This is a genomic window from Bacillus sp. FJAT-27245 (assembly GCF_001273955.1).
Classification (GTDB): Bacteria; Bacillota; Bacilli; order Bacillales; family Cytobacillaceae; genus Bacillus_D.
In genome coordinates, this window is the sequence record NZ_LIGI01000001.1 from 2798998 (window position 1) to 2811376 (window position 12379).

At 46.5% G+C, this 12379-nt stretch carries 13 protein-coding genes; all 13 read right to left on the reverse strand.

Annotated elements, in window-relative coordinates:
* Positions 1-2: 2 nt before the first annotated feature.
* Positions 3-494, reverse strand: coding sequence for a YaiI/YqxD family protein (locus ADU24_RS13745; protein WP_053367171.1), 492 nt, complete (start codon positions 492-494; stop codon positions 3-5).
* A 583-nt stretch (positions 495-1077) separates the two neighbouring features.
* Positions 1078-1881 (reverse strand): pyruvate, water dikinase regulatory protein, encoded by an 804-nt coding sequence (locus ADU24_RS13750; RefSeq protein WP_053367172.1) that lies wholly within the window; start codon positions 1879-1881, stop codon positions 1078-1080.
* A gap of 33 nt (positions 1882-1914) precedes the next feature.
* Positions 1915-2547, reverse strand: coding sequence for a helix-turn-helix transcriptional regulator (locus ADU24_RS13755; protein WP_053367173.1), 633 nt, complete (start codon positions 2545-2547; stop codon positions 1915-1917).
* A 31-nt stretch (positions 2548-2578) separates the two neighbouring features.
* Positions 2579-3961 carry a glycine--tRNA ligase gene (locus ADU24_RS13760; protein WP_053367174.1) on the reverse strand — a complete coding sequence of 461 codons (1383 nt, stop codon included), beginning with the start codon at positions 3959-3961 and terminating at the stop codon, positions 2579-2581.
* A 309-nt stretch (positions 3962-4270) separates the two neighbouring features.
* On the reverse strand, positions 4271-5023 hold the full coding sequence (recO, locus tag ADU24_RS13765; RefSeq protein WP_053367175.1) for a DNA repair protein RecO: 753 nt from the start codon (positions 5021-5023) through the stop codon (positions 4271-4273).
* A 30-nt stretch (positions 5024-5053) separates the two neighbouring features.
* Positions 5054-5197, reverse strand: a complete 144-nt coding sequence (locus ADU24_RS22625) for a YqzL family protein (RefSeq protein WP_082306915.1) — start codon at positions 5195-5197, stop codon at positions 5054-5056.
* Between the two features lie 132 nt (positions 5198-5329).
* Positions 5330-6253 carry a GTPase Era gene (gene era / locus ADU24_RS13770; protein ID WP_053367176.1) on the reverse strand — a complete coding sequence of 308 codons (924 nt, stop codon included), beginning with the start codon at positions 6251-6253 and terminating at the stop codon, positions 5330-5332.
* Between the two features lie 318 nt (positions 6254-6571).
* Positions 6572-6970 carry a diacylglycerol kinase family protein gene (locus tag ADU24_RS13775; RefSeq protein WP_053367177.1) on the reverse strand — a complete coding sequence of 133 codons (399 nt, stop codon included), beginning with the start codon at positions 6968-6970 and terminating at the stop codon, positions 6572-6574.
* Positions 6948-7418 carry an rRNA maturation RNase YbeY gene (ybeY, locus tag ADU24_RS13780; RefSeq protein ID WP_053367178.1) on the reverse strand — a complete coding sequence of 157 codons (471 nt, stop codon included), beginning with the start codon at positions 7416-7418 and terminating at the stop codon, positions 6948-6950. Before ybeY ends, ADU24_RS13775 begins: the two co-directional genes overlap by 23 nt.
* Positions 7415-9595 carry an HD family phosphohydrolase gene (locus ADU24_RS13785; RefSeq protein ID WP_053367179.1) on the reverse strand — a complete coding sequence of 727 codons (2181 nt, stop codon included), beginning with the start codon at positions 9593-9595 and terminating at the stop codon, positions 7415-7417. Before ADU24_RS13785 ends, ybeY begins: the two co-directional genes overlap by 4 nt.
* Before the next feature lie 213 nt (positions 9596-9808).
* On the reverse strand, positions 9809-10768 hold the full coding sequence (locus tag ADU24_RS13790) for a PhoH family protein (protein WP_053367180.1): 960 nt from the start codon (positions 10766-10768) through the stop codon (positions 9809-9811).
* Complete coding sequence (gene yqfD, locus ADU24_RS13795; protein ID WP_053367181.1) at positions 10769-11959, reverse strand: sporulation protein YqfD; 1191 nt, start codon at positions 11957-11959, stop codon at positions 10769-10771.
* Positions 11956-12258 (reverse strand): sporulation protein YqfC, encoded by a 303-nt coding sequence (yqfC, locus tag ADU24_RS13800; protein WP_053367182.1) that lies wholly within the window; start codon positions 12256-12258, stop codon positions 11956-11958. Before yqfC ends, yqfD begins: the two co-directional genes overlap by 4 nt.
* Positions 12259-12379 lie beyond the last annotated feature (121 nt).

Consider the following 12379-nt stretch of genomic DNA (forward strand, 5'->3'; position numbering starts at 1 on the left):
AGTTAACGTTCTTGGCCGCCAGGAAAGCCGGCGCCTGCACTAACCGACAATAGTGCTGCCAGTTCCTCCACAAACCGTTTTCGTTCCAAATCGGTGAACGGAGGCGGCCCCTTTCCATAAATGCCTCTGGCGCGGGCTTTTGTTTTTATATACCGGATGTCAAGGGCCGTTTGGATATCTTTTTCCTCAAATAAATTTCCCTTTGGCGATAGGACATAAACCCCTTTCAACAGGAGAGTGGAAGCAAGGCCGATATCCTGTGTGACGACAATGTCACCTTTGGATGCATGATTCATAATGTAAAGGTCGGCCGCTTCCCGATCCGAATCGACATATTTCCACTTCCACTCCATATAAAGCGGATTGGACGTGGCGTGGGCATAGGAAGCAACGAATGTCACCTCAACAGAAAAATCGGACGCCAATTGTGCAATTTCCTCTTTAACCGGGCACGAATCCGCATCCACATACACTATTGGGTGTTTTTTTTCCATAGTACTAATTCTACATCCCCCCGCATATTCCTTCTTTTCCGGCAAAGATTATCGGAGATTGTGTCGAATTTTTTATTATCCGTTCCCTTGACTTCTGACAATAAATAGTTTATTCCTAGCAATGCAAGTCTAAACCTGCAAAGGTGTCTTTTTTATCACAATTTTTTATTATAGGACATTTCAAATGATTTTGCCATTCATTTATCTCATTTTTTTAAACAGAATGATATATTGGCATGAAAAGGAAAACACATGCCCTCCCCGGCCATGTGTTTATCCTTTATCCCACTCAAGGGACAGTAAGCCCTAAAGGTCCGATAAGTGAGATACAGTGAAACTTGCCGCTGTGCTTTTCAGCGGCTTAGTTGAACCAATCGGGTTCGTACTGCCGCTTAGTCACCGCTTTAGCGGGGAATTAGCGGCAGTAGAACGCGGCTAACCATCGGCGGTAGGACGCCGCCGATGGAAGTTTCACTTTGCCCCACCGTTAAGAGACAGTAAGCCCTAAAGGGCTACTGTCCCTAAAGGTCCGATAAGTTCAACTAACCATCGGCGGAAGGACGCCGCCGATGGAAGTTTCACTTTATCCACTGTGGACTTTGCTTAAAATGACGTTCGCTGTTTCTTCAACCGCTTTGTTGGTGACATCGATTACTGGACAGCCAATCTTTTCAATCACCTTGTCAAAGAAATCGAGCTCTTCCTTAATCCTGGCGATATTTGCATAGCTCGCGCTGTCATTCAGTCCAAGCGTTTTAAGACGTTCCCGGCGAATCGAATTCAATTTTTCAGGGCTTATTTTGAGCCCAATGCATTTCTCGGCGGGAACACGGTACAGTTCCTCCGGAGGGTCGACCTCCGGGACGAGCGGAATATTGGCGACCTTAAGGCGTTTATGGGCCAAATACTGGGAGAGCGGGGTTTTTGAAGTCCGCGAAACCCCAATCAGTATGATATCCGCCTTCATAAGACCCCTGGGATCCCTTCCATCGTCGTATTTTACCGCGAACTCGATTGCTTCGACCTTTTTAAAATAATCCTCATCCAGCTTTCTGACAAGCCCTGGCTCGAATAGCGGCGTTTTGCCGGAAAGCAGCTGGATTTGGTCCATTAGCGGTCCGATTAGATCGACGGCGTATATTCCCGCTTCATCCGCTTTTTCCTTCATATACGCACGCATTTGCGGCTTTACGAGTGTAAATGCGATCATCCCTTTATCAAACGCCGCCAGTGAAATAACCTCATCAATATGGTCTGTATCTTCTACATAAGGGAATCTCTTTAGCTTGATATCGTTGCCGTTGAATTGGGTGATTGCCGCTTTTGTTACGAGTTCGGCAGTTTCCCCAACCGAATCGGATACTACATAGATTATTGGCTGGTCCATGGTCGTCTTTATTCCCCTCTTCCTAAACTAAGCTCATTCCGCGTTCCCGAGGGATACAAACGCCCTCGTTATACTGGTTTTCGTAATACGGCCGATCACTTCAAAGCCTGCTTCCGTTTCCCTAATAACAGGAATCGCGTCAATTTGCCTGTCAATCAACTGTTTCGCGACATCTGTGAGCAGGTCTTCCTTCCGGCACACAGTAATATTAGGCATCCTTGTCATGATGATATTGACTGGAAGGGCGGTTAGCTCCTGTTTGCCAAGGCTTGCCCTAAGCAGGTCCTTACGCGAAAGGACACCGGCGAGAATTGATTTTTCGTCAACCACAAAAAGGGTTCCTACATCCTCTAGAAACATCGTAACAATCGCATCGTATACGGAAACATTTTCATTAACAACGACAGGTATCGATTGGTAGTCGCTCACCAGGATTTTTTGAAGCTTTTCTGATAAAAGCTGGTCCCCGGATTTCCCGGTATAAAAGTAACCTACCCTAGGCCTTGCGTCAAGGAACCCCGCCATCGTCAAAATGGCCAGGTCCGGCCTTAGTGTGGCGCGTGTTAAATTTAGCCTTTCAGCAATATTCTCGCCTGTAATCGGCCCGTTTTCCTTTACGATTTGCAAAATTTGGTCCTGCCGCTTATTCAGTTCCAAGTCCCTCACCGCCTATTCACTGTGCTACATACCAACCATTCTAAAATTGCGTTTTTTCCCGAAGGAATGCCGCTAGCTCTTCAATCGAAATGCGCGTTTGTTCCATTGTATCACGGTCCCTGACTGTTACCTTCCTGTCCTCGGCCGTTTCGAAATCGACCGTAATGCAGAATGGGGTGCCAATTTCATCATGGCGGCGGTACCGCTTTCCAATCGAGCCCGTTTCATCAAAGTCGACAGCGAACTCTTTTGCGAGGCTAGAGAAAATCTCCCTTGCGGAATCAGACAGCTTTTTCGATAATGGCAAGACAGCCGCTTTGAATGGCGCAAGTGCGGGATGTAGATGCATGACGGTCCGTGAAGTGCCGTCTTCGAGCTGTTCTTCCTCATAGGCATCGATTAAATAGGCTAGGGTGACCCGGTCGGCGCCAAGTGAAGGCTCAATGCAATATGGAATATATTTCTCATTCGTTTCAGGGTCAAGATAATGGAAGTCTTCGCCCGAATACTGCATATGCTGCTTTAAATCATAATCGGTACGGGAAGCGACACCCCATAGTTCTCCCCACCCGAAAGGAAATTTGTATTCAAAGTCGGTCGTCGCGTTACTGTAGTGTGACAGTTCATCATCGGAATGGTCACGGAGCCTGAGGTTTTCCTTTTTCATTCCAAGCGAAAGCAGCCACTGCTCCGCGAACTCTTTCCAGTAGGAGAACCATTCCAGCTCGGTACCAGGCTTACAGAAAAATTCAAGCTCCATTTGCTCAAATTCCCTCGTCCGGAAAGTAAAGTTGCCCGGCGTAATCTCATTTCGGAAGCTTTTGCCGACCTGCGCAATTCCAAACGGGAGCTTCTTTCTCATGGTCCTCTGGACATTTTTAAAATTGACGAAAATTCCTTGGGCTGTTTCCGGGCGAAGGAAAATTTCGTTCGCGCTTGACTCGGTAACCCCCTGGAAAGTCTTGAACATTAGATTGAACTGGCGGATTCCGGTGAATTCCTTGCTGCCGCAATCAGGACAAGCAATATCGTATTCCTTAATCAGCTCTTCCATTTTTTCGAAAGGAAGGCCATCGACGACAAGTTCAATCCCCTTTTCATCCAATGCATTCTCGATTATTTTATCCGCGCGGTGCCTTGATTTGCACTTTTTGCAGTCGATCATTGGGTCATTGAAGTTGCCGATATGGCCGGAAGCTTCCCATGTCCTTGGGTTCATTAAGATGGCGGCGTCAAGGCCGACATTGTATGGGGATTCCTGGACGAACTTCTTCCACCAGGCTTTTTTAATGTTGTTTTTCAGTTCCACTCCAAGCGGGCCGTAATCCCATGTATTGGCGAGCCCTCCATATATTTCGGAACCCGGAAATACAAAACCCCTATGTTTTGCATGGGAGACAATCTGCTCCATTGAAACGCTCATTGTACATTCTCCTTTTTCATAGTATATGTATTCTGGCACACGAAACAAAAAACCCCCGCCTCTATGCCAGTAAGCATAGGGACGAGAGTTTACCCGCGGTTCCACCCTATTTGCCGCAAAAATGCGGCCTCTTTGAAAGAATGTTGCTCCGGAACGCCCTTCCCAGGTTTCCCGTCCTCCGGCTTCCACCATCCCGGATTCGCTTTTACAGGAGCAGCCAGGTACTCTTTTCCATCTCTGCAACTTATAGAATTATTTAAGAAAGCTTTATAAAGATAGTAGCGAAAAAGGCAACGGATGTCAACTCCATTAAACCATGCCCCTCAGGCTATCCATTGAATCAAGGAAGCGCTTTGATTTAAGGCTCAGGCCGGAGTATTCCTCATAGTACGCCGAAATGATCCGCTTCAGCTCGTCCTTTGTTTCCTTTTTCACCGAGATATTGCCAAGGCGGGCAAGGTCAAAGTAGTAAAATAGCCGGAGAAGCCTCGCTCCCGCCTGAGAAAGCTTGAAATGGTATGGATCCTTTTCTATGCAGCGGTGGCAGATGAATCCGCCTTCCCTTATGGAAAAAGAAAAATGCCCGTCTGTGCTGCCACAAACGGCGCATTGATCAAGGATGGGATAAAGGCCCATCACATTCAGCATTTTCATCTCATAAATAAACATGAGGATTTCTGGATCGTATCCCTCATTTAAGTAATTTAAGGTCTGGTAAAGCAGCTCGAATAAAAACGGGTTCGGTTTCCTGTCCTCCACTGCCTTATCGGTTAATTCGGCGATATAGCTCGCATAGGCCGTCAGGAAAATATCCTCGCGAATTGATTTCATTGAAGAAATGATTTCCCCCTGCTGGAGGCTTCCCATCCCGCTGCCTTTATGGACCAAAAAATACCCATGAGTCAAAAGCTGGGTTGCCGCGGAAAGCCTGCTGTTCGGCTTCTTCGCCCCCCTCGCCATCGCTCCGGCCTTTCCCCATTCACGGGTAAATAAAGTAACAACCTTGTTCGTTTCTCCGTAATCGGTTGTCCTTATGATGATGCCTTCACATTTTTGAAGCATCCCAGTCACCATCCAGGTATTTTGACAAACTTATGAAACAGGATAATCTGCTTGCGCTAGTTCTTCGTCGAGATTGCCGGGTATTTCTATTCTTTCCTTCTCCATTTCCTTAAAGAGAAGATATGTGTCAATATTACCTGTCTGACTGAATACCTTCCAGGTAAAATCCAACATTGAAAACCCCATCCTTTCCTTAATAGACTAGCTTCTAATCGTAATCCCTGGTTACATTTATCTTAGCCTGCCATTCGAAAATAATAATGCGAAAATATTGTTAATCTCGGCCATGAATAGAATCAAACGTAGTTAATACTCGTCCTCGCGGAATCCGAATTCACGCAGCCGCGACATTTTGTTCCGCCAATCCTTTTGCACTTTTACCCAAAGTTCCAAATACACTTTTGTGCCAAGAAGCTGTTCAATGTCCATTCTTGCCCGCTTCCCAATTTCCTTTAGCATCCCGCCTTGCTTGCCGATGATAATTCCTTTTTGCGAATCGCGCTCGACAATAATCGCGGCCATGACGTGAACCATATCCTTTTTTTCATCGCGCTCCATCTTTTCAATTATAACCGCCAATGAATGGGGAACTTCCTCCCTCGTCAGGTGTAACGCCTTTTCCCTTATCAATTCTGAAACAATAAACCGTTCGGGATGGTCGGTCACCTGGTCGGCCGGGTAAAATTGAGGACCTTCCGGCAGGTACTCTTTTATTTGTCCAAGAAGGCGATCCACATTGTTTCCTTCGAGTGCGGAGATCGGCACAATCGCCTCAAACGGATGCCTTTCCTTGTAATCATCAATAATTTGAAGCAATTTGTCCGGATGGACTTTATCAATTTTATTAATGATCAGGAATACCGGCGTCTTTACCGATTGAAGCTTTTCAACAATGAATTCCTCGCCTTTTCCAAAACCCTCTTCGGCGCTGACCATGAACAGAACCAGGTCGACTCCTTTAAGCGTATTCTGGGCCACCTTCATCATGAAATCACCAAGTCTATGTTTGGGCTTGTGGATGCCCGGCGTGTCGATGAAAATCAGCTGTGCATCCTCGAGGGTGAGCACCCCCTGCACCTTATTGCGGGTCGTTTGCGGTTTATCGCTCATTATGGCGATCTTCTGGCCGATCACCCTGTTTAAAAAAGTGGATTTACCTACATTAGGGCGTCCAATAATCGAGATGAATCCCGACTTATGGCCCTTTTCCACACTTGCACCATTTGCCATGCTTGCAATCCTCCGGTATTTAGCGATGAAGGGAAAAACCTTCTGCTGTAGTTTCTTTTATTACCTCTTTGCACATTGTTAAAACCTTTTCTCGGCCCCTTGGAATATCGTCCGCGGGGGGTATTTCTTCTTCCATCTTACCTTAAATTGGGGTATGTTTCATCCCTCCACAGACATTTCCCAAAAATAAATTTAGAATTTTCTTTAAATTCATTTCTATAAGAATTGCTTGTTTCGCCATTTTAGCAATATGTAAGCCGGATTTCAAATCTGCCCGGGTTTTTGGGAAATTAAAAAGGCAGGAGTGTGCCTGCCTCTTTACTTTCCGATCATTGCCGCGATTTTCGGCAAAAAAATGATTAGGCCAACCAAAACGGACATACAGGCATATACAAGGACAGCAGCCGCCGCGATATCTTTTGCCTGCTTCGCAACCGGGTGATATTCTTGCGTAACGAGGTCGACCACCCTTTCCACCGCCGTATTCAGCAGTTCAAGCGAAAGCATACCCGCTATCGCCAGTAGAATAAAGAGCCATTCAAGCTTCGAGATGGAGAAGAAAACGGAAAGGCAAATCGTGGCAACACCGGCGAAAATGTGGATTTGCATGTTCCGTTCTTTTTGTATCGCCGTCAATAATCCCGTTATGGCGAAACCGAACGATTTCAACAGGCGGCCCCGGAACGCACGACCCTTATCTGGTGAGCCCGTATCCATCAAGAATGTCCTTCTGAAGCGAAAACATTTCCTTCTCATCCGCTTCTGTTTCATGGTCATAGCCGAGGAGGTGAAGGAAACCGTGGACCGCAAGAAAACCAAGCTCCCGCATGAACGAATGTCCATATTCCTCCGCCTGCTCCTTTGTTTTCGGAACGGAAATAATAATATCCCCTAAAACCCTTGGCAAATCGCCGCCGGAAATTTCAATCTCCCCTTCGCCCGGCTCTTCCATCGGAAAGGACAGCACATCTGTCGGGGCATCCTTCTGCCTATATTCATGATTAATTTCCTGAATCCGTTCATTTCCCACAAAAGTAACCGACACTTCACTGCCCTCTTCGACATCCATTTGCTGCGCGGCGTAATTAAGCAGGCTTTCTAGCCCGGAAATATCTTCATCCCGCACCGTGCCGGTTTCATCCAAAAAATCTATTATCATCTTCATGCATCCATCACCTTTTGTTTTGTCATATCTGTAGGGTATTCAATCCTTGAATGGAAAATCCCCTTCAGCGTTTCGCAAAGTGTATGTTCAACCACTTCTATTTCCCTTAACGTTAAATCACATTCATTTAACTGGCCATCCTGCAGCTTGTCCGAAATAATTGAATGGACAAGGGATTCGATTTGCTCAGGAGTTGGCAGGGCCATTGAGCGCACTGCCGCCTCCACACTGTCCGCAATCCCGATAATGGCCGCTTCCTTTGATTGGGCTTTTGGCCCGGGATAACGAAAATCGGCTTCATTTACATCCCCCGCCTGTTTTGCTTTATGGTAAAAAAACTTAATCAATGAGGTTCCATGGTGCTGTTCGGCGATATCAACGATTTCCTTTGGCATATGATACTTTCTCAGCATGGCAGCCCCATCGGTTGCGTGGGCAATGATGATTTGTGCGCTTTTCCCCGGCGACAGCCTGTCATGCGGGTTATCACGGTTGATCTGGTTTTCAATAAAAAACAGCGGACGTTTTGTCTTTCCAATATCGTGGTAATAGCATCCAACCCTTGCGAGGAGCCCGTTCGCGCCAATTGCCTCACAGGCGGCTTCAGACATATTCGCGACCATCACGCTGTGGTGATACGTTCCCGGTGCCTCTGTCAGGATTTTTTTCAAAAGCGGATGGTTTGGGTTCGACAACTCAATCAGCCTCATTGCCGACAGGATTCCGAAACTGGCCTCAAGGAACGGCAAAAGGCCGATTGCAAGGACAGCGGAAGCAATGCCGGATACGGCGGAAAAAATAAAGATGAGGCCGTACTCCATCCCCGTATATTGGGTATTCCTGAGGAACAGCAAGGACATGATGACAGAAAAGTTTATAAAAGAAACAAAAACGCCTGCTGGCAGTATTTTTGACCTGGCATTTTGGTCCTTTAGGAAAAGGGTTGCGGCAAGGCCAGCGCATAGGATATAAATCCCCGCCGACATGTTCAGGGCTCCAGTCGTTTCTTCATTGAAAATAATGCTTCCGCAAATCCCCTGGATGGTTGCCGTCAGCCAGGCAAGCCGTTCGTCAATCAATATTTTAATAATCATGCCGGCCATGGCCGCGGGAAACAGGCAGCTGACCCCTTCGTACCCGAATTGCTGAAACTGGCTGGCAGTCTTCATAAGAATGATTGAAAATGAAAAAACAATTCCAAAAAGCAAGAGATCTGTCTGTTTTTTTTCGGACAGGCTTTTCCGTTCCAAAAAATAATATATCGCAGATAAAATGATGCTGATCAGGAGCAAAAGTCCAATAAGCGGCTTTTTTGAGTCCTGGCTTTCCAAAAGTCCAGCCAGCTTGAGTTGCCTGAAAATTTCATGGCTGATCAATTCACCTTCTTCGACTATGACCTGCCCTTCAAGGATTTTAACTGGCTCCACAGTTTCGGCAGTCCGCCTCCGCGCTTCTTCGGTTGCCTGGGGATCATAAAACTCGTTTTGGATAACAGCGTACCGCCCCAAAACAATCGCAGCGCGTTTCAGGCTTGGTTTAAGCGCAGAAAACTTTAATTCCTCTTCAACTTTCTTTTTGGAATTTTCAACCTCATCAGCCGGGATGGGCTTGCTCATTACGTTATTGACAGCTGTTACCGTTAGATCTTTTGCAATCTCCAGTTGCGCTTTATCAGCAGAAACCAGCGCGATAAAAGTCTCTTCCGGCAGTTCCTCTATAACAGCGTGGGTAAGCTTCTCCTTCAGTTTTTTCACCTTGTCGGCAACCGGGATTTCTTCGGGAGCTTCGGACTTTGGCTCGCTGGCTTCTTTATCTTCGGCTGCTTTCTTCAAATCGTCCTGAATTTCCTGGTTGACCTTAATAGCTGTATCAAATATCGAGGCCACTAAATCCACCTGGTTTTGCGTATACTCACTTTTTAGCCTATATACCCCTTTTACACGCTCTAGTTCCTGTTTGCGCTTTGCCTCCGTACTTTCTTTATCCTCGACCGTAATCGGGGATACAACTGTCTTTTCAGCAATTTCAAATTGATCCAGCTTCAATTTATCCGGTTTAACATTTCCGTACATTGCCAGAAACAGGATTACCCCGATGAAGGCAAAGAAAAGGATGCGAAAAAACGTTATATCAAGTAGCCGTTTAATCTTCTGAAACTGGTGCCGAAGCATATCCATACTGTTCCCCTTTCCCAAAAGCGCGGCCCATCCCTCTTTTTCTCTTGTGAATCCTTCTTTCAGGCACCGCTTCCCTTTTCAAAATCATAACAGGTTTTTCAGCAAGTTTCACTTATATTTCCAAAATGAAAGGGAAATGGGAAGGTAAGTAGCCCGCATCGATTACCGGAAAAGGCGGGAAATTGGAAAAGCTGCCCCTAAAGGAGCAGCTAGTCATTCGACTTTGCCATAAGCCTCTATAATCCGACCTACAAGCGGATGCCGGACAACATCGCTTTGTTCAAGGCGGACAAAAGCGATTCCCCTGACTCCGTCAAGGATTTCTTCGGCCGAGAATAAACCGGACTTGGCGCCTTTCGGAAGGTCAACCTGGGTTTTGTCGCCGGTAATGACCATTTTTGAACCGAACCCAAGGCGGGTAAGGAACATTTTCATCTGGGCATGCGTAGTGTTTTGGGCTTCGTCCAGGATGACGAACGCTTCATCCAGTGTCCTTCCCCTCATATAGGCAAGCGGGGCAATTTCAATCGTCCCCCGTTCAATTAGCCTCACGGTATGTTCCATCCCAAGAACATCGTGAAGGGCGTCGTAAAGCGGCCTCAAGTATGGATCAACCTTTTCCTTCAGGTCCCCCGGCAAAAAGCCCAAGCTTTCCCCCGCTTCGACAGCAGGCCTGGTCAAGATGATTTTGTTCACAGTTCCGTTTTTCAGGGCCGCCACCGCCATGACGACAGCCAGGTAGGTTTTTCCGGTACCGGCAGGCCCAATTCCAAATACCATATCATTCTTTTTCATGGCATTGATATAATATCCCTGCCCGATCGTCTTCACCCGAATTGATTTCCCGCGTGCGTTTCTGGCGATTTCCTCTTCGAATAAATTCTCGAAGTAATCAAGCGTTCCCTTCCTCGCAAGCTCAATGGCATAGAGAACATCGCGCGGGCCGATGCCAATGCCTTTGCGGATGACATGCACGAGCTTGTCAAGCACTGAAGCGGCCAATTCCGCGTTCTCCGAAAGCCCCGCCACATGGACGGCCTCGCCTCTGGAAATGACCGAGACTTGAAGTTCCTGTTCCAAAATTTTAAGGTTTGAATCCGAATTTCCAAAAAGCGTAACTGCCTCATTTGGATTTTCAAGCTGAAGTTGGATCATTCTTGAATTTTCTGTCATTCATGAGTCTCCTTGGATAATGGGTTGTCCTATCGCAATATTTTCTACAACTGTATAAAGAATTGACAGCTTAACTTTACCATTCGCAATCGAGCTGTGCAAAATTTTTTCACCTTTTATCATAGCATCTTCATCAATATGCTTTTTTATATCGGCCCTTGCCAGGTCGGAAGCCCTTTTGACCGCTTCATCTCTAGAGTAAATTCTCGTTACTTCTTCGCGTTCCCGCATCGTCTTGTTAACATATGCAATAGGAATTTCCCATTTGAATAGTTTCATTCGTGCGGCGGATGTTTCCGTCTCGTAATTCTTGAAGTTAATTTTCCCAAAACCCCAGATAGGAAATTGAAAGCTGCCCGCGCGCAGGAAATGCTTTTGCTGTTCCCTGCCATTAAACACCTGAAATGTAGCGGACAGGGGAAGTTCAATTTCACCCCTGTACAATGCTTCACCCCAAACTTCACCCTTTGCGGCTACCGCTTCATATGCGCCTTCCCTTCCGATGAGCCCGGATACGAGGAGCTGCCCGGGCACGACACGGTCACTTACTTCAAAAAGCTTTTGGCCTTTTTCGATAAAATAGTTCGTTATCACCGCTTCCTTTTTGGCAATCAGGTGCCTCGGCCCGATGATTTTCGGCGACTCGGGCTGTTTTTTCTCGACAACGCGAAAATGGAAGGTGGTGCCACGGAGTTCAACCCCTACCCAGGTAATGGCTTCAACCCGATTCGTCAGCTCTTTCTGGATTGTTTCAACGCTATCGAGGAAAAACATCGCCTTCCCTCTCTTTACCCCAAGCTTGTCCAGTTCCTGGCGAATCTTATATTCGGTAGCGGGCTTTGCCCCTTTTATTTCTATACCCCAAACAATATTGGATAACAACATGACAACTACGAAAAAAAGAAAAGCGCCTATTAAGAATCCGCTGTTCTTCAGAAGCCTTTTCAAAAGGAACGGCGCGCCCTTCCTCCTTATGAAAGATACTTTGCATTCACTGCCCCTCGCAAAACTGCGGATCCGCAATGCATCGCCAAGGCGCATCGTGAAATGGACTGCATCCGGGGAAATTCTCCTTGCATTCCATATTTGGATCCCGTTCTTTGCCAGCACATTCAGAAATCGCTCGATTCCCCTTCCAGTAAGCTTGACCGTCACTTTGCCCGTTAAAAATTCTACCCATTGGTTTTTCATTTTGGCCCCCCGGAATCTTCCTGAATATAAATAACCTGGTCAATTTTCCCTTCAAGCAAAATTTCTTCAGGCAAGATTGTTTTAATGACAAATGCTTTTCCTTTTATTAAAAGCTGCCCCTTCTTCAGCAGCAGCCTTAATTCCCTGTCTGTGAAGGCAAGCAGCCCACGATGGTTCTCGACATATATGTGGATTTGGCCAATCATTGTAATCCTTGGCAAATCCATCATGACATCCTGAGGAAGATCCATCTTTGCCGCTACCCATTTTCGGAGGCGCTGGCCCCATTTTTTCGCCATAAAAAAAGAACCTCCTTTCATTTCATATATTTATGAAATGAAAGAAAGTTCTAGCACCTGTTTTTCTATCCAAGCTTTAAAGCGAATCTTCCATCAGGGAGCCTGTTTCCCGTAAGATGGG